Origin of the sequence: Algoriphagus boritolerans DSM 17298 = JCM 18970, assembly GCF_900108085.1 — a bacterium.
Lineage (GTDB): Bacteria > Bacteroidota > Bacteroidia > Cytophagales > Cyclobacteriaceae > Algoriphagus > Algoriphagus boritolerans.
In genome coordinates this window covers 18,636-36,995 of the sequence record NZ_FNVR01000034.1, presented here as the reverse complement: position 1 = coordinate 36,995, position 18,360 = coordinate 18,636, and the positions used below count along the sequence as shown (strand labels likewise).

Genomic DNA, 18,360 nt, shown 5'->3' with positions numbered 1-18,360 from the left:
TTACAAAAGGCTGGTTTTCAATCCACTTTCCTTCAGAAAATCAAGGTATTCCGGCAGAATCTCACGAATAGTTTCTTTGGTTTTCTGCTGATCATGAAAGAGCACAATACTTCCTGATCTGGTATTCTTGATACTTTTGGACAAAATCCTAGAGGGCTCGATCCGCTGATCATAATCTCCGGATAGCATATTCCACATGACCAGCCTTTTGGATTTCAGGACAGCTTTAGCCTGAGTACTCTTGATCAATCCGTAAGGTGGACGAAATAAGTCGGTATGGATACCCAGTGAATTTTCCAATTCCTGATCAAACTCCTGAATGTTTTCGAGGTATTTCGCATTGGAAGTTCTCCACCCGTTCAGGTGATTATGGGTATGATTACCGATCCGATGACCCGAGTCCAAAACTGTTTTTCCCAAATCCGGATATTTTTTTAGATTATCCCCTACCATGAAAAAAGTGGCTTTCTGATCTCTCTTGGACAGTTCATTCAAGACAAAATCCGTCACTCCGGGAACCGGTCCATCATCAAATGTGAGGAAAACCTGATTTTCTGAATCTTCACCACTCCAAATTCTTTTGGGAAAAGCCAGTTGAACAGCCCTAGGAACAGTGTGCCATACCATGATTTACCGAAATCTAAGGCTGAGAAGCGTGAGGTCATCACGCAAGGGTACTTGTTGGGTAAATGCCTGCATCTGTTCAAAAAATTCCCGGTGAAAATCCTCTGGATTTACGCATAAGTGGTTGTCTACAAACCTCTGAAATCGTTCCTCCCCAAATTCCTCTTCTTCCGGATTCATTGACTCTGTCAAGCCATCGGTGTAGAGATGTATCGTGAAATTATCAAGCTTTTCCCGCTCTCCGATTTCCAAAAACGGCAATTCATCAAAAGCACCAAGGATTGTCGTCCCTGCTTTAAGAAGCTCGCTTTTCATGGCATTTTCCCAACAGAGAATCGGTGGATTGTGACCGGCATTCACATAGCGAAGCTTTTTTGTTTTACGATTATACTCTCCGAGAAAAAACGTGATAAACCGCTCTCCTTTGGTATTCTCAATCAGGGTATAGTTCAGCTGATGAATGATTACTTTGAAATCCGCATCACTTCGCAGCAAGGTTCTCAATGCCGCCTGAAAGTTTGACATCAGTAATGCCGCCGAAATCCCCTTGCCCGAGACATCCGCAATGCAGAAATAAAGCACATCCTCGGATTTTTGGATGAGGTCATAATAATCCCCGCCGACTAGGTTATGGGGGAAATAGGTGACTTTGGCTTTCAGTGCATCCGTATTTGGAAGTGAGGAGGGGAAAAGCATCTGCTGAACTTGAGACGCAATCGCCACTTCCCGGTTTAGCACCTCCTGCTCCAGCTGCCTTCGTGCAAATCGTTTATTCTCCAATGCCACCACCAGGATATTGGCCAGCGCTTGGGTGAAGTCCAAATCCAACTCCATTTCCGCAGATTTTCTTTTGATAAAAAGAATTGCAAGCATTTTATCCTTGTGATAGACCGGAAGGTAGGTTTCCAGTTCTTCAAAGGTATATTCCTCGCTGAGTTGAATTTGAAGCTGACCGGATTCTTTTTTGTCAATTATGGACTCAGAGTCTAGTGTTACCGGCACTTTTCGTTTCACTCCATGGGAAATCTTTCGCTCAAAGACATCTTTATTTAAAACATATAAAATCAGCGATTTGATATCAAGATGGACAAGACAGGTGAATTTGAAAATATTGACTAAGGTTCCTTCCGATTGATTTTCGTTGATAGCCTGTGTGATCTCAAGGAGGGCTTTGAGTTCAAGTTCTTTTCGTTGGTATCTGTAAGTCTCGTCGATCAAGGATTATAGGGTGTTATGGGCCATAAGGCCTTTTTTTGTGGCTAAGTAGAAGAGATTTTTTCCTTCGGAAAAAACGTCCACTGCATCGAATCGCTCGGTATCAGGCGTGGTCAGGCATTTGATCATGCCATTTTGATAAAGTGAATTCAGCGTTTTTAAAAGCAATTCATCCTCCCATCCCAAGGATTCTTTGATGAAATCATAATTCTGAACAAAGTACAGCTCATCAAGCAGGTCAAATTCCTCGTCACTCATAGTTTTCAATTCAAAGGCTAAATTAAGGATTCTTCAATTGCTACGACCCTTCCAGGTGAATTTTCCGCGAACAGCCCCAAGCCCGACAAAAATGACATAAATCGGATGAATAATTCCGGTTTTGAGAAAGTCGATAAGAGAAAAGTCCAATTCAAACCCCCGGAGGACTTTTCCCATGGTCCTCCTCTCCGACAGCACTTTTACAGCCCAGACTGTGAAAAAAGTCAACACCCCAAAACTGCCCAAACTCAACAAAAACACGGTTCCAACCCATATAACCTGGATTAAAAAGGAGAAAAAGGCAGAAAGTGCATGCACAAGGTCCCGATGGACCTTCCACTTTCCAGCCCATCGTATCCGCTGATTGAGAAGTGAAGAAAAGGACTCTTGAGGCTTGGTATACACCAGGTTTTCCAAAAACGGAAGGTAAACACAACTTTGTCCTCCAAAATGTGCGGAGATCTTTTTAAGCAAAAACTCATCATCCCCTGAGAGGTGTTGTCGGTTTTGGTCGTAGCCTTGCACCGCTTCAAAGGCCGACTTTCGATAGCAAAGATTGGCTCCGCTGCACATGAGTGGCCGCTTTTGACTGAAAAAATACTGGGTAAGGAGCAAAATACTCGACCACTCGATCTGCTGAAATCTCTGAAAAAAGTGAGTTCGCCCGATGCTGATGACCGGTCCAGCCACGAATTGGACTTTAGGGTCAGAAAAAGGCGTCACCATTTCCTTTACCCAAACTTTTGAAAAGCTACAATCCGCATCGGAGCAAAGAATCAGCTCACTATCTGCAGCATCGAGGCCAAATTCAATGGCTTCCTTTTTCCCAACTCCCGGACTTTGAAGAATTCTGACCCGGTGATCGGAATGAAACTTTTCCAGTAAAAAGTCGAACGACCCATCCTCACTATGGTCATCGACAAGGATAATTCTCAGTTCGGAGTAGTCGATTTTAGAGAATTCCTTGACAAGATCCGGCAGGTTTCCCAGTTCATTTCTAAAAGGGATCAGTAAGGTCACCGAGGGGAATTCCTTGGAGATAGTAGCCTTTGGTTTGAATTTTAGCCACTTTTCAGACAGTCGGCTGAGCAAAACAACATAGCATCCGGTCCAAAGGAGGTAAAAACTGATCATCTTTTCGGCTAACTTGCGAAGGTGAGTAAAGAAGAGAAAAAAGAGCCAAAGGAAAAAATCATACTTGGGATTGACCCTGGTACCAATGTCATGGGTTACGGGCTGATCGTGACCGAAGGCAAAAAATATAAAGTCCTCCAATACGGTGTCATCCACCTGAAAAAGTACGAAACCCATGAACTCAAGCTAAAAAAGATCTTTGAGCGGGTGACTGGGATTATTGATGAATTCCTGCCTGATACGATGGCATTGGAAGCACCTTTTTATGGTGCAAACGTGCAATCCATGCTGAAACTGGGGCGTGCACAGGGAGTGGCGATGGCGGCGGCTTTGGCACGTGAAATCCCGATTACCGAATACTCACCAAAGAAAGTAAAACAATCAGTCACCGGAAATGGAAATGCATCCAAGGAGCAAGTGGCAGCGATGCTTCAGACTCTTTTTAGCCTAACTGAGCTACCGAAGATGCTGGATGCTACCGATGCGCTCGCAGTTGCGCTCTGTCACCATTTTCATGAGGGAAGACTTCAGACCCGAGGCAGAAATGAAGGCTGGAAATCCTTTATCGAGGAGAACCCAAACCGGATTAAAAAATAAATCCCGACCGGTAAGTCGGGATCTTGAAACACTTAATCTCCTGAACTTCCTCCGAATGTATATCCCAAGGAAATCTTGAAGACTTGGTTTTTCACATCCACATTATAATAGTTAAGTGAGGTGAACCCAAAGTCATAGCTCGCCTGAGCATTCAGTCCCATAGGTAACTTTACCTGAGCACCCACGACCCCACCAAGATCATAGCCTCTTATCGCCTCTGAGCTGTCAAACACATCCTCCCCCAATTTGTATTCGCTGGAAAGCAACAGGGAGGCCTGAGGACCTAGAAAAATATTGAGTGCAGGAATCAAGTTTAATCGAGCCAAGACCGGGATATCGATGTATCCCAACTTTTCATCCACGGACCTTCCGGTGCCGGCTTCTGTTCCCTGATACCCTTTTTGGGAATATTGTAGTCCAGGCTCAAATGCCAGAAAACCGGAACCGATCGTGTAATAAGCACCTAAATGAAACCCTGATTTTGCATCAAAATCGGTATCAGAGAAATTAGCAGAGTTAAAACCCGCCCTTAGCCCAAACTGTGCCTGTGCTGTGGCCGCCAATCCGACCAGAAAGAATACCATCAAAATTTTTCTCATGAATCAAATCTTTATAAATTACATTTAACAAACGCAAGATTATCCATTTCTTGTTTTAACCTCAACTTTTTTAAATCCGCTATGAGAAAAAACTTCAATATGTTTGACCAATTTCCTGACCTGGGTGATGGTGCAAAAAAAGCTTTCGAAAAGGAATTGGATTCGGTTTTTGTAGAAAAGGGTGGCTTGCTGGAACAGGAAGGAATGGTGTGCAATCACCTGTACTTTATCACAGAGGGTTCGGCGAGAAGCTTTTACACTCGGGAAAACAAAGATATTACGGTCTCCTTCTCATTGGAAGGAGAGTTTTTGACGGCAATGCATTCGTTCATTTCCAGAAAAGCTTCCTATGAAAATATCGAGGCGATGGAAAAGACAAAGGTTGCAAGGATCAAGTATGAATCGCTTATGGGGCTTTTTGAAAAACATCGCGACCTGGAGCGAACCTACAGACTGATCCTTGAACAGTACTACATCACCTTGGAGGAGCGGCTAATTTTCACAAAATTCAAATCAGCTCGTGACCGCTACCTCGACCTGATGGAGTATCGGCCAAAGATCATTCAGCGGGCATCAGTAGGTCAGATTGCGTCTTACCTTGACATGAGTATCGAAACACTCAGCCGGATCAGAGCAAAAATTTGATTTATTGACATTTCTCAAAAGATTCTTCTTTAGTTTAACGGTAGGTTTGTAAAAAAACACCTTAAACCCAAAATACTATGAGAAATTATCTGAAATCACTCGTAGGAATAACCGCAGTGCTTCTATTCTTTTCCTGCGGAAGCAGTACCACAGAGCAATCCTTTGATTCGTCCAAATTGACGCGGGTTTCCCAAGATGAAGTCGATAAACTAATTGAAGCTTTCATCATGGCAGAAGATTCAAGCACGATCGATATTCCGGCCGGCTTCTATGAAATGAAAACCCAATTGATTCTCGACAACAAATCCGGAATCAAAATCAAAGGAGCCGGAATGGATCAAACAGTAATTTCTTTCCGAAATCTAAAGACCGGTGGAGAAGGCATAAAACTGGTCGGCAATGACATCAGCATTGAGGATCTAAGTATCGAAGATGCCCCCGGAGATGGAATCAAAGCGCAACACGCAGATGGTGTGACGTTCAGGAAAATCAATGTCACCTGGACCAATGGGGACAAATCCAAAAATGGCACCTATGCCATCTATCCTGTCCAATGCAAGAATGTCCTAATCGATGAATGCATCGCCTCTCACTCCAAAGATGCCGGAATCTATGTGGGCCAATCGGAAAATATCGTAGTCAAAAATTCGCTTGCCTTCGGAAATGTTGCCGGAATCGAAATCGAAAACTGCGATAACGCCGAAGTATTTGGGAATACAGCTCGGGACAATGCCGGAGGAATCCTGGTTTTCAACCTTCCCGGACTCCCAAAATCCGATGGAAAAGGCACCAAAATTTACGACAATGATGTCATCGATAATAATCATGAAAATTTTGCAACTCCCCTTGGAGACGGACCTAATGGCAACACCGTCACGATGATTCCGCCGGGGTCCGGAATTGTACTGCTTGCAGCCAAAGAGGTGGAAGTCTTTGGAAATCGGATTCTTCGAAATAAAACTACCGGCATCGCCATCGCAAGCTATCAGATCACCGGATTCCCGGCAGAGGCTCCAAATTGGTCTCCTTACACTACTGACATCTATGTCCATGACAATCATTACGAGCGAAATTGGTATCAATTCCCGGACTTCTCACGAGAACTGGGAAAGCTGGTTTTGGTATATAATGCTTATGGATTTGGCAAAAGTCAAGATATCATCTACGATGGGATTTGGGACAAAAAACCGGGTACAACCATCGACATGAATCCCATGAGAGTATGCATACAAGAACCTGAAATCGAAAATCTTCGATTCACCAGATTTGTCTTGACAGAAGGGGAAGAAAACATTGACTCATTCAGGGAGTACCAACCCTTTCAAAACTGTAAGGTTGAAGTGAAAACAGAAGTTTCTCGGCTGGCAGCACTTTAAACATTGCGAAATGAAGAGCAAGAATCTTGGAAACAGAAATTGGATTTTTACCATCAGCCACCTGATGGTTGGGATGATTTTTTTCTTCTCCTGTCAAAAGCAAGTCCAACAAGAGTCCTTAAGTCCGGAAACAGTCTTGGAAGAAGAGACTGCCGATGGGATTTTCCCTTATCTCAGGCTTTCGACTTATGGTTTTTTTGAAGGAGACATTAAAAACCTTAAGCCTGTTGCGGACCTCATCTTTTACCAACCGGCCTCCTCACTTTTTACAGACAATGCCTTCAAAAGTAGATTTGTGTATATCCCGGAGGGAGAAAAAGCACAACTGGAAGGAGACGATCTAAGTCTTCCTTTGGGTTCTGTCTTGGTAAAAAACTTCTTTTACCCAGCGGATTTCCGCAATCCCCAGGGTGACCGGAGAATTATCGAAACCCGCCTGATGATCCGTGAGGAAAATGGTTGGCAAGCCTATCCTTATGTCTGGAACGAAAGTCAGTCGGACGCTGTCCTAAAAGTAATCGGTGGGGAATTTGAGATCTCGTATGTGGATCTCCAGGGAAAACAACAACTAGTCAGCTACCTAGTCCCAAATAAAAACCAGTGCAAAGGCTGCCACAATAAAAATGAAATCATGGCACCGATTGGCTTTCAAACCAAGCATTTGAACCACAGTCTTGACTTTGTCCAAAGCCCGTCCAATCAATTGGAGTTCTTGACAGAAACAGGAAAACTGGAAGGTTTTAAAGGGGCTTCAAAGCATCCCGGTATGGTCAACTACGAGGATGAAAGTCAGGCTTTAGCCCAGCGGGCGATGGCCTACTTGGACATTAATTGTGCACATTGCCATAGTGCCGAGGGACCGGCGAGTACATCCGGACTTTTTCTCACTTATGATCAAAAAGATCCAATGAAACTGGGCATTAACAAAACACCGGTTGCAGCTGGAAGTGGTGCAGGAGGTTTCAAATTTGATATTGTTCCCGGTAAACCTGATGAATCTATTCTGGTTCATCGAATGAATTCTACTCAGGCCGGGATTGCAATGCCTGAACTAGGCCGGACCACAGTAGACAAAAAAGGCCTTGAATTGATCAAAGCCTGGATTTCCAATATGGAATAAGAAAAAAAGAAGGGGCCACTTTCGCAACCCCTTCAATCCAACGCTCAAATTAAAAAGTATAGCCTAAGGAGACTTTAAAGCCCCTGTTATATACATCAGCGTCACTATTTTTGAATAGTGGAGTCATTCCATAGTCATAGGAACCTTGAATATTCAATCCTTTAGGAAGATTATAGCCAAGTCCAAAGACCAGTCCTGCATCGGTATCCTTGATCGAATCGGTATCCAGCGATAGGGTGGATCCACCAAAATCTCCCTCAAACCTGGAATTGGTCAAAAAGGACACTTGAGGTCCGGCAAAAACATTGAATCCCTCACCAAATTTTAGCCTGAGCAAAACCGGCACATCCACGTAATCCAATATCGCCCGTGTATTTGCAATATCATCATTTTGAGTGCCTTTGACTGAATAGTAAACGCCGGGTTCGATGGAGACAGGTCCGGCACCGAGAATACTTGCATAAATACCCGCATGAAATCCCGCGCGGTTGGTGTAGTCGTTTTCGGAAACATCTTCTCCTCCAAAATTGAAGAAACTGGCACCACCTCTGATTCCAATCCCCGATTGGGCCTTAGCATTGACACCCAGCAAAGTTACGATTGAGAGTACCAAAAATATTTTTTTCATGTCTACTTGGGTTTGTTTCAAGTATTGGATTCCCAAAACAATGCCAAGAGCAGGACTTAGTCCTGAAAACAATCTTTGATCAAATTACCGATTTCTCGATATAATTGGAATTCATCAAAGCTAAAGCCCCCATGTATTTTAGCTTAAATTTCAGTGTTTCACCTACTTTTAGGTTATTTTTATTCTCTCCCAGATTGACGACCAACATATCAGAACTAGCTCCCAAAATTTCGATTTCAGACTCATTTGGAATCAAATATTTGGGGTTCACATCGAGTAATCCTATATCCAAAATTGCCCGAAATGAGGTCTTTCCGTAGAGAGATTCATCAATTTCGGCAATTTCTCCCTGGGGATTGGTGCCCAAAACACCAATCGGTACCAGCGGCTTTTCCTGGAGTTCAATGATTTCTGATTCGAGTTCAAACACGTCACCATGCATTCCCTCAATGATTTTTTCCTCGACCAGATCCACTCCGAAGTACAAGGTCTCCCCCACTCTGAAATGATTGATTCCTTTTGGAAGCTGGTGAGAAAGCATAAGCGGGATGGTAACCGAGGTGCCCGCTGAAATCCAGGGAATCTCTTTTCCAAATTTCAACTCGATGATCTGTTTGTAAAGCGAAAGCGGGATGAGCTTATCTGTGCTGGGCATTACCCCGTTGAGACAGTTCAGATTGGTTCCGAGCCCAATCACCTCGATATTTGGCAGTTCAAAAATCCCTTCGTAGAAATCCACCAAGTTTTCGCCCAAAACTCCCTCTCTAAGATCTCCCGTCTCGACCATGATGATGATTTTGTGCAGTTTTTCTTGTCTGACTGCTTCCTGACTGATCATCCGGATCGTTTCCAATTCACTGTTTAGGCTGACGTCGGCAAACTCCACCATTTGGGACACATTTTTCTTCGAAACCGGTTTGATGTAGACCGTCTGAACAGATCGGTTGAGCCGTTTGACCATTGCCAAGTTGGAAATTCGACTATCGTGGATCTCCTTTATGCCAAGATTGATCAATTCCTGAAGGAACAGCTTATTCCCGCAAAGTAGCTTAGAAACAACTCCCCAGCTTACATCCTTCTGATCAAAAAGCTCCTTCAGAAACTCAAAATTAACTTTGAGCTTTTCGAGATTTAATTTTAAAGTAGCCATATTATTTCCGATTTAGTCTCATTTCCAGATACTTATTGGTAAATCCCAATCGCTCATACAGCTTGCGGGCTGGATTATCTGCCTCCACGTGCAGTGCAACGGCCCCATTTGCCATTTTGATTGCCATATCCATGAGTTGCCCACCAATCCCCTTTCCTCTTTGATGGGCGTCTACTGCGATGTAGACCAAAATATTCTCAGGGATGTAACCGGACATCCCGGTTTTATTCATCACAAGCGCTCCTAAGATCTTCCCATCTTCTCTAGCCAAAATCACAAAGCCTCCAGCCTGCATTCCGGCGTCCAAGGCATAATCCAGGCATTTCATGATATCTTCCTTAGGATCTCCATATTTTCCCAGGTGATCAAAAAGGAAATCAGCGATCTCATTTTTTTGGAGAAAAGTTGCATTATCTATCGCTGAGAGTGTCTCTAGTGTGGTCATAGTCGTGATTTTTGTCATTTTTTGAAATTTTATTTACTGCCCAAAAGGCGATAAGTGAGATCAAAATCCCAAAAAAATTGGGATCCAATCCCAAAGGCAAAGGTATTTCTAAAACTGTAAGTCCAGCAGTAACCATTCCTCCGGAGATCATGGAGGATACTGCCGCTTTAGGATTTCTCTGCTTGAAGAAAAGCCCCGCGATCACAGGCACGAGTAATCCTGAAACCATAAAGGCGTACGAGTACAGCATCAAACTGAGCACTTCTGTCATTTGCCAAGCTAACACCACTGCCAGTATTCCAATTCCCAGGGTCAATATTTGACTGATGCGTACTTCCTGTTTGTGGGATTTATTTTTTAAATATTTTCCGATCAGATCTGTGGAAAGATTGCCTGAAGCAGCCATCAAGCAAGAATCAGCCGTCGAGAGTACAGCAGAAAAGTAGGCCGACATCATTAATCCCAAAATCCCGGCAGGCAAAATCTGACTTAGCAGGACAGGAAGTCCCATTTCGGGGTCCATAGTCGCTGTAAATCCTTCCAGCACACCCTGGTCTACTGCTACTCTGGAAAGAAGTCCCAAAGAAACACCCAAAAAAGCCATAATGGGCCATTCAAAAAGTCCTGCGATAAACCAGGCTTTCTTGGCTGATTTCACCTCTTTGGCTGCAAAAATTCGCTGATACAAGGTCATTCCCACAAACCAAATCGGGATAATCGTAATCCCCCAATTGACGAGATCCTGCCAAGTAAGATTGGTAAATGAAAAGAATTCGGGAGGCAATGTCTGGGTGATTCCATCCCAACCACCCACATAGGAGAAAGCCATTGGAATACCGATCAGCATCAAACCCAGCATTAAGATAATCCATTGGATCGTATCGGTATAAATCACCGCCTTGAGACCTCCCATCACCGTGTACACAACCGCAATTACTCCCATGATCAAAAGTGCCGTATGCAGGTCTATTCCTTCGAATGTACCGGAGGCGAGTTTGGCACCTGCCAACAATTGAGAGGAAGTGAATCCGAGATAGCCCAAAAAGCAAATGACAGCGGCTACTTTGGCAGCAGCAGAATCAAAAAGATGACCCATAATCTGTGGGAAGGTGAAAAAACGGGCAAATGCAGAATCCGATTTTACTCGTGGAATAAGAATCACAGCTGCCAACCAAGCTCCAATTAAACCGGTGAAAAGCATCCAGGAACCCGAAATCCCCATCGCAAATCCCAATCCTCCTAAACCTATCGAAAAGCCACCACCTACATCCGTAGCAACTACCGATAGACCGATATGCCAGCTACCAATCGAACGCCCACCTACGTAGTAATCTTCCTGACTGGAGTTTTTTCGCATGAAATAATATCCTACACCGAGCATGGCTAGCATGTAGGCTATGAAGATCCCCAGATCTATGAAATGCATTACTTTTTTGGATTTGACTCAAATTGATTTTAAAATATAATTTTTCAAAGTTAAAAATTTTAAGGATTAAACCCAATTTTATTCTGTTTATAAGGATAAAATGATATATTAATTCAATTTTGTCTTAGAATAATGAAAAAAAAAGCCAGACCTTAGGTCTGGCTTTCATTTTGAATTTATCGAAATTAAATGTTTTCGCTACTTAATACAGCAGAGAAATACTCTCTGTTCATTCGCGCAATGTTTGTAATCGAAATCCCTTTTGGACATTCTGCTTCGCAAGCACCTGTATTGGTACATGCTCCGAAACCTTCTGCATCCATCTGAGCCACCATTTTTTCTGCTCTGGTTTTACGCTCTACTTGACCCTGAGGAAGCAATGCAAGCTGGGAGATTTTGGCAGAGGTAAAAAGCATCGCTGATGCATTTTTACAGGCTGCTACGCAGGCACCACAACCAATACATTGAGCTGCGTCCATTGCCAGATCGGCGATATTTTTAGGAATTGGGATCTCATTGGCATCAGGCACACCACCTGTCCCTACGGACACATAGCCACCCGCTTGAATGATTCGATCAAAAGCAGATCGGTTGACCACCAAATCTTTCACAATCGGAAAGGCTTTGGCTCTCCATGGCTCGATCGTGATGGTCTGTCCGTCTGAGAATGATCTCATGTGGAGCTGACAGGTAGTCGTCTGCAGCGGGCCATGGGGTTTGCCGTTGATATACAGCGAACAAGTCCCACAGATACCTTCTCTACAATCGTGGTCAAAATGAACGGGATCTTCTCCTTTTTCAATCAATCCTTCATTCAGCACATCCAACATCTCCAAAAAGGACATGTCTTTGGAAACGTCCTTTACTGGATAGGTTACAAAACCACCTTTGTCCGATGCGTTTTTTTGTCTCCAGATTTTTAAAGTCAATTGCATATTGCTATGAATTTTTGTCTTAAGATTATTTGTAAGAACGCTGGGTAAGCTTTACGTTTTCGAAAATCAAAGGCTCTTTGTAAAGCTCCTCTTCCTGATTTTCACCCATGTATTTCCAAGCCGCAACGTAGGCGAAGTTCTCGTCATCCCGTAGCGCTTCTCCTTCCGGAGTTTGGTATTCCTCTCTGAAGTGGCCTCCGCAAGATTCCTCTCTGCTGAGGGCATCATCGATCATCAATTCACCCAATTCGATAAAATCTGCCACCCGGTGTGCTTTTTCAAGGGAATGATTCAGCTCTTCATTGGTTCCAAGCACTTTCACATCTGACCAGAAATCTTTTTTCAATTGCTTGATTTCAGCTTTTGCCTTTTTCAAACCTTCGGCAGATCTAGCCATTCCACACTCATTCCACATGATTTTACCCAATTTTTTATGGAAGTAATCGACTGTCTTTTTCCCCTTGATTTTCAGAAGTTGCTCCACTCTACTTTTAACCTCAGCCGCTGCCTTTTCAAACTCAGGATGAGTAGTATCTACCGGCTTTGGCGGAGTAGACGCCAAATAATCGCCTATTGTATACGGAATCACAAAATATCCATCGGCCAAGCCTTGCATCAGCGCTGAGGCACCGAGACGGTTGGCACCGTGATCAGAGAAGTTAGCTTCTCCCAAAGCATACAAACCAGGAATAGTCGTCATCAAGTTGTAATCTACCCAAAGTCCCCCCATCGTGTAGTGAACAGCCGGATAGATCATCATCGGAACTTCATAAGGATCTTCCCCTGTGATCTGCTTGTACATATCGAAGAGGTTTCCATACTTGGATTCGATGATTGATTTACCATCACGCTTGACCGCCTCACGGAAGTCCAGAAATACTGCCTCTCCGGTTTCGTTGACTCCTCTACCTTCGTCACAGACATATTTTGCATTTCGGGAAGCCACATCACGAGGCACCAAGTTTCCAAAGGATGGATACTTTCGCTCCAGGAAATAATCCCTGTCCTCTTCTTTGATGTCGTTTACTTTCACCTGACCTTTTCTGAGTTTCTCAGCAGTCTCCTTGGTAGCAGGGACCCACACACGACCGTCATTTCTGAGTGATTCGGACATCAGAGTCAATTTGGACTGATGGTCACCCGAAACTGGAATACAGGTCGGGTGGATCTGAGTAAAGCAAGGGTTCGCAAAGTAGGCACCGCGCTTGTGAGCTCTCCAAGCCGCTGTTACATTGGAACCCATTGCATTAGTAGAAAGATAAAACACGTTACCGTAGCCTCCTGTGCAGAGTAAAACTGCGTGGCCTGAGTGGGTTTCCACTGCACCTGTAATCAAATTTCGCGTCACAATACCTCTGGCATGGCCATCGATCATGACCACATCCATCATTTCTGATCTCGGGTAAAGCTTTACTTTCCCATTGGCCACCTGACGACTAAGTGCTGAATAGGCACCCAAAAGCAATTGCTGTCCTGTTTGACCACGTGCATAGAAAGTTCGGGAAACCTGCGCCCCACCGAAAGACCGGTTGGCAAGGAGCCCACCATACTCTCTGGCAAAAGGAACACCTTGCGCCACACACTGATCTATAATTTTAACGGATACTTCTGCAAGTCGGTAGACATTGGCCTCACGTGCACGATAGTCTCCTCCCTTGATGGTATCATAGAATAATCTGAATACTGAGTCTCCGTCGTTTTGATAGTTTTTGGCAGCATTGATTCCACCCTGAGCAGCAATAGAGTGCGCTCTTCGAGGACTGTCATGAAATGTAAATGCCTTGACATTGTAACCCAACTCCGCAAGCGAAGCAGCAGCAGACGCCCCTGCCAAACCTGTACCCACCACGATGACCTCGTACTTTCTCTTATTTGCCGGATTGACCAACTTGCTGTTAAACTTGTGCTTTGTCCATTTTTCTGCCAAAGGACCAGCAGGTATTTTGGAATCTAGTATCATCTACGTCAGATTTATTTAACTACAACTATATTTTTCACCCAATCAAAGCGATTGGATATACATCACAACTGGAATCAGCGCAAATAAGGTTGGAACAAGAATTGAAAATCCAATTCCAACTTTCTTAATCAATGGAGAATACTTCACGTGGTTTAATCCCAGCGTCTGGAAAGCACTGGCGAAACCATGAGAGAGGTGGAAAGCTAGGAAACCCATACACACCACATAGAATGCTACATACAACACATTGGAATAGGCTGCGGCAACAATGGCGAAAACATTTTTGTAACTAACACCCTCATAATCGATGAAGGGCATTTCCCCAAATTTGATTTCGTAATAGAATCCCTTCAGGTGAACCAACAAGAAAATCAGGATAACAGTACCCAATATTCCCATGTTGCGGGAAGACCATGTACTATTGGTCGAGGCCGCACTCTCCGCATACCCAATCGGTCTGGATTTTCTATTATGCCGGGTCAGCAAAATGGAATAAATCACATGAAGAAGAATGAAAGCAAAATTTCCGATAGACACTACTCTGATAAAGGGATTTGTTGCCATGCTCTCGGCATATTTATTAAAAGCTTCGCCCTCATCGGGTAGCAAAAGCTGAAGGTTTCCGACCAGGTGAACCACAAGAAATAAAATCAGAAACAATCCAGTCAGGGCCATCAGTAGTTTTTTGCCCAAGGTGCTGTTTAAGGTTTTGGTAACCCAACTCATACAGATTTGCGATTAGTTTAGAACGAAAGTCTTAAATTTTATGCTGCCAAATTTACGTGCGGATCAGGTAGCAAACAATGCGATCGAATTCCATTCTGTTATTTTAAAAGGTTCTAAATAGTCAATTGATTTGTCTTTTAGCCCCTTTCAAAATCATGAAGTAAACAGCTGGTTTATTTTTATTGTTTGAATTTTCGGTGAAAATCTCCTTACTTCCGGTTATTTCGTATAGGTTAAAATGAATTTCCATTCCCGACGAATCAACAATTAGGATTTCTCCTCGTTTTTAGAAGAAGTATTATCAAAGTCAACCAACTATGAAGCTCAAATTTTCCCTCGGAATCTTTTTCATTTACCTGATTTTAGGTACCTCAGCAGCTTATGCCACGCACATTCGAGCAGGAGAAATCATTGCGGAGCGGATCTCAGTTCAGACGCTCACGTATAGAATTACCGTGGTTGGTTATACCGATACCCGATCCAGTGTGGTATTTGGTCCGGGAACGATCAACTTTGGGGACGGAAGAGAAGAACAACTAAATACACAAAGCGATTTTTCATTGGTAGAAGATCTTGGAGACCAAATCGAAAAAAACACCTTTGTCATCACACACACCTTTCAAGGCCCCGGAAAATACAAAATCCGGTTTCAGGAATTCAATCGGAATGACCTGACATTAAACATGGACAACTCAGTGGATACGCCTTTCTATGTAGAAACTGAAATAAATATTGACCCATTTTTTGGGATAAATAATTCTCCCGTTTTGACAATTCCTCCTGTGGACAATGGTGCGGTAAATGTCCGCTACATTCACAACCCCGGTGCTTTTGATCCGGATGGGGATAGCCTTTCTTATCGTTTGGAAACCCCTAAGCAGGCATTCCAAAGAAATGTCAACAATTACCGTGATCCCGACGTGCCGGAATTTAGCACCAGTCAAGAATCAGGGGCTACACCTGCACTTTTTGGTATTGATCCAGTCTTTGGTGATCTCATTTGGGATGCTCCTGGAACTGCCGGTCAGTTCAATGTGGCATTTAAAATTATTGAATGGCGCAAAATAGATGGTGTTTTCAAGGAAATCGGATATGTAATTCGGGATATGCAGATCATCATCGAAAACTCAAATAACAGAAGACCCGAACTGATACTGCCTCCCGATCTCTGCGTCGAGGCAGGGACCTTAATCGAAGAAATCATCCAAGGTTCCGATCCCGACGGAGACCCCATCAAAATTGAAGTCTTCGGCGAGCCCATGGAAATCACCACTTCTCCCGCTTCTTATGATCCCGAAAATGAATTCCAACCACAGCCTGGCATCGTGGATTTTACTTGGCAAACGGTCTGCAACCACGTCAGAGCGAGAGAATATGAAGTGCGTGTCCGAATCACCGATCAACCTCGATCAGGACCCAAATTAGTAGACATCAAAACTTGGCGCATTAAAGTCGTAGGACCACCTCCGGTATGGAATGAAATCGAACAATTGCAAGGACGAAACGCAGAGCTAAACTGGGATCCCTATGTATGCGCCAGTTCAGCCAATGAAATGCAGATCTGGCGAAGGATCAACTCTGATCCTTACCAACCTGATAGCTGTGAAACAGGAATTCGTCCCGGCTATGAATTAATTGGTATCACCGATATGGAGACTTTCTCCTTCAATGATCTGAATGGGGGCGAAGGTTTGGCTCCAGGTAATACCTATTGCTACCGTTTGGTGGCAGGATTCCCAGAGCCAAGATCCGGTGAAAGTATCGTTTCGGAGGAAATTTGCATCACCATCGATGTAGATGTGCCGATCATCACCAATGTCAGTGTTGAAGAAACGGACACCAACTCGGGTGAAATATTTGTAAAATGGACTCCCCCCTATGACATTGACAAGGTCCAATTTCCAGGTCCATATACCTATGAATTACTTCGAAGTGAAGGTTTTACAGGAGAGACTAATCAAATTTCACTGGGAGTTACTTCAGATACTTTGTTTACGGATACCGGGCTGAATACCGAAAACCTGGTCTATAACTACCTGGTCGTTTTGCTTGATAACAATACAAAAATTGATACCTCTTCCTCCGCTTCATCTGTTAGGCTAGAGCCTACGATCATCAACGAGGCTATTGAGCTTAATTGGACTTTCAATGTCCCTTGGAACAATCAAATCGGAGAATTCAAACATGAAGTCTACCGCAACAGAACGGATGCCGAAGCCTCGGATGCGGATACTTTTGTGAAAATTGCTGAGGTAGATGTAACTCAGGATGGCTTTACCTATCTGGACGACGGTAGCTTCAATGGTGTTCCACTGATCAAAGAATTGGAATATTGCTATTATGTCATCACCAAAGGCGCCTATAATGTGGCGGGATTGGTTTATCCATTGGAAAACAAATCACAAATCACCTGTGCTATGCCGGATGACAACAGGCTCCCCTGTCCTCCTGTTTTGACTTTTGAAGGACCTGAATGCGCAGCTTATGTAGCCGAGCAACCATGCAATAGCAACCTTTTTGAGCACGAGTTGAGCTGGACACCTGATTTTTCAGGGGACTGTGATGATGAACTGAGCGGATATCGGCTTTACTTTACTCCCGATGGTGAAGAAGGTGTCTTCAACCTGGTACGGGAGTTCTCATCCTTGAATCTGAATACCATTATTACCAATCTCCCCAATTATCGTGGATGCTATTACATCACCGCAGTAGATCGTTCAGGCAATGAAAGCGAACCCAGCAATGTAGTCTGCGTGGACAACTGTCCGGTATATAATCTTCCGAATGCGTTCACTCCAAACGGCGATGGAAACAACGACACCTTCATTGCCTTTGACAATCCTTTCTCCCAATGCCCAAGATTCGTCACAGGAGTTGAGATTTTCATTGTAAACCGTTGGGGCACCGAGGTATTCAGCTACAACAGCCTGGAATCCAACGAAAATGACATCTTTATTCGTTGGGATGGACGAGACAAAAATGGTAATGAACTCCCTGCGAGCACTTATTTCTATTCCGGAAAAGTCACATTTGATGTCCTTGACCCTACTCAACGCGAACGTGAATTAAAAGGTACTATTCAAATTCTCAGATGATTTCGGGAAAATCTGTCATCCTTTTTGACGGAGTATGTAACCTCTGCAATGCTTCCATAGACTTTATCATTAAAAGGGATAAAAAGAACCGGTTTTTGGTGGGAGCATTGCAAGAGGAAGCAGGGAAAAAGCTGCTCTCAAGGTTTGAGGTCAATTCGGAATACTTAGACTCCCTAGTCCTGATCGAAGACGGTCAGGTCTATTTCAGAAGCACTGCTGCATTGAAAATTGCCAAAAACCTCCCGGGGCTTTGGCCACTTTTTTATTTACTTATTTTTTTACCCTCAAGTCTACGGGACGGCATTTATGATTGGATAGGAAAAAACCGCTACCGCTGGTTTGGTAAAAAAAACACCTGTCGGTTACCAAGTCCCGAAGAAAAAGCGAAGTTTTTGTAATCCCTGGATATTTTTATGGGGTATTTCAT

At 43.7% G+C, this 18,360-nt stretch carries 18 protein-coding genes; 6 read left to right on the top strand and 12 right to left on the bottom strand.

The features are described 5' to 3' along the window. From C4S61_RS19230 to C4S61_RS19215, 4 genes are read right to left on the bottom strand one after another with little or no spacing between them, the layout of a single operon-like run. Positions 1 to 627, bottom strand: coding sequence for a polysaccharide deacetylase family protein (locus C4S61_RS19230; protein ID WP_103926415.1), 627 nt, complete (start codon positions 625 to 627; stop codon positions 1 to 3). A gap of 3 nt (positions 628 to 630) precedes the next feature. Then, on the bottom strand, positions 631 to 1,842 hold the full coding sequence (locus tag C4S61_RS19225) for a PP2C family protein-serine/threonine phosphatase (protein ID WP_103926414.1): 1,212 nt from the start codon (positions 1,840 to 1,842) through the stop codon (positions 631 to 633). Positions 1,843 to 1,845: 3 nt separating this feature from the next. Further along, the gene (locus C4S61_RS19220; protein WP_103926413.1) at positions 1,846 to 2,097 is read right to left on the bottom strand and encodes a hypothetical protein; all 252 of its coding nucleotides are present in this window, start codon (positions 2,095 to 2,097) and stop codon (positions 1,846 to 1,848) included. Between the two features lie 33 nt (positions 2,098 to 2,130). Next, entirely contained in the window at positions 2,131 to 3,231 is a 1,101-nt protein-coding gene (locus C4S61_RS19215) for a glycosyltransferase (protein ID WP_103926412.1), read from the bottom strand. Between the two features lie 21 nt (positions 3,232 to 3,252). Between C4S61_RS19215 and ruvC the strand changes: the two genes are divergently transcribed. After that, the gene (gene ruvC, locus C4S61_RS19210) at positions 3,253 to 3,828 is read left to right on the top strand and encodes a crossover junction endodeoxyribonuclease RuvC (RefSeq protein ID WP_103926411.1); all 576 of its coding nucleotides are present in this window, start codon (positions 3,253 to 3,255) and stop codon (positions 3,826 to 3,828) included. Between the two features lie 32 nt (positions 3,829 to 3,860). Here ruvC and C4S61_RS19205 read toward each other — a convergent pair whose 3' ends face one another. Then, positions 3,861 to 4,427, bottom strand: coding sequence for a porin family protein (locus C4S61_RS19205; RefSeq protein WP_103926410.1), 567 nt, complete (start codon positions 4,425 to 4,427; stop codon positions 3,861 to 3,863). Between the two features lie 81 nt (positions 4,428 to 4,508). Between C4S61_RS19205 and C4S61_RS19200 the strand changes: the two genes are divergently transcribed. From C4S61_RS19200 to C4S61_RS19190, 3 genes are all read left to right on the top strand, one after another. After that, complete coding sequence (locus tag C4S61_RS19200) at positions 4,509 to 5,072, top strand: Crp/Fnr family transcriptional regulator (RefSeq protein WP_103926409.1); 564 nt, start codon at positions 4,509 to 4,511, stop codon at positions 5,070 to 5,072. 77 nt (positions 5,073 to 5,149) lie between these two features. Next, a complete protein-coding gene (locus tag C4S61_RS19195) occupies positions 5,150 to 6,448 on the top strand; it encodes a parallel beta-helix domain-containing protein (protein ID WP_103926408.1) in 1,299 nt (432 codons plus the stop codon). Between the two features lie 10 nt (positions 6,449 to 6,458). Next, positions 6,459 to 7,568: an SO2930 family diheme c-type cytochrome gene (locus C4S61_RS19190; protein WP_235010116.1), complete on the top strand. Its 1,110-nt coding sequence runs from the start codon at positions 6,459 to 6,461 to the stop codon at positions 7,566 to 7,568. Between the two features lie 49 nt (positions 7,569 to 7,617). On the opposite strand, the gene C4S61_RS19185 is transcribed toward C4S61_RS19190, so the two are convergent. The 7 genes from C4S61_RS19185 to C4S61_RS19155 form a co-directional block, all read right to left on the bottom strand. Beyond that, entirely contained in the window at positions 7,618 to 8,196 is a 579-nt protein-coding gene (locus tag C4S61_RS19185; protein WP_103926427.1) for a porin family protein, read from the bottom strand. Positions 8,197 to 8,275: 79 nt separating this feature from the next. After that, on the bottom strand, positions 8,276 to 9,346 hold the full coding sequence (locus C4S61_RS19180) for an alanine racemase (RefSeq protein ID WP_103926407.1): 1,071 nt from the start codon (positions 9,344 to 9,346) through the stop codon (positions 8,276 to 8,278). 1 nt (position 9,347) lies between these two features. Next, positions 9,348 to 9,791 (bottom strand): GNAT family N-acetyltransferase, encoded by a 444-nt coding sequence (locus C4S61_RS19175; protein WP_103926406.1) that lies wholly within the window; start codon positions 9,789 to 9,791, stop codon positions 9,348 to 9,350. Beyond that, positions 9,757 to 11,217, bottom strand: coding sequence for a sodium:solute symporter family protein (locus tag C4S61_RS19170; protein WP_103926405.1), 1,461 nt, complete (start codon positions 11,215 to 11,217; stop codon positions 9,757 to 9,759). The genes C4S61_RS19175 and C4S61_RS19170 overlap by 35 nt, the downstream gene beginning before the upstream one ends. A gap of 185 nt (positions 11,218 to 11,402) precedes the next feature. Continuing rightward, complete coding sequence (locus tag C4S61_RS19165) at positions 11,403 to 12,152, bottom strand: succinate dehydrogenase/fumarate reductase iron-sulfur subunit (protein WP_103926404.1); 750 nt, start codon at positions 12,150 to 12,152, stop codon at positions 11,403 to 11,405. Positions 12,153 to 12,177: 25 nt separating this feature from the next. Continuing rightward, on the bottom strand, positions 12,178 to 14,112 hold the full coding sequence (locus C4S61_RS19160) for a fumarate reductase/succinate dehydrogenase flavoprotein subunit (RefSeq protein WP_103926403.1): 1,935 nt from the start codon (positions 14,110 to 14,112) through the stop codon (positions 12,178 to 12,180). Positions 14,113 to 14,154: 42 nt separating this feature from the next. Beyond that, a complete protein-coding gene (locus C4S61_RS19155) occupies positions 14,155 to 14,838 on the bottom strand; it encodes a succinate dehydrogenase cytochrome b subunit (protein WP_103926402.1) in 684 nt (227 codons plus the stop codon). 317 nt (positions 14,839 to 15,155) lie between these two features. Here C4S61_RS19155 and C4S61_RS19150 point away from each other — a divergent pair, with 317 nt between their 5' ends. Both C4S61_RS19150 and C4S61_RS19145 read left to right on the top strand, forming a co-directional pair. Next, on the top strand, positions 15,156 to 17,933 hold the full coding sequence (locus tag C4S61_RS19150; RefSeq protein ID WP_103926401.1) for a T9SS type B sorting domain-containing protein: 2,778 nt from the start codon (positions 15,156 to 15,158) through the stop codon (positions 17,931 to 17,933). After that, on the top strand, positions 17,930 to 18,331 hold the full coding sequence (locus C4S61_RS19145) for a thiol-disulfide oxidoreductase DCC family protein (protein ID WP_103926400.1): 402 nt from the start codon (positions 17,930 to 17,932) through the stop codon (positions 18,329 to 18,331). Before C4S61_RS19150 ends, C4S61_RS19145 begins: the two co-directional genes overlap by 4 nt. Positions 18,332 to 18,360 lie beyond the last annotated feature (29 nt).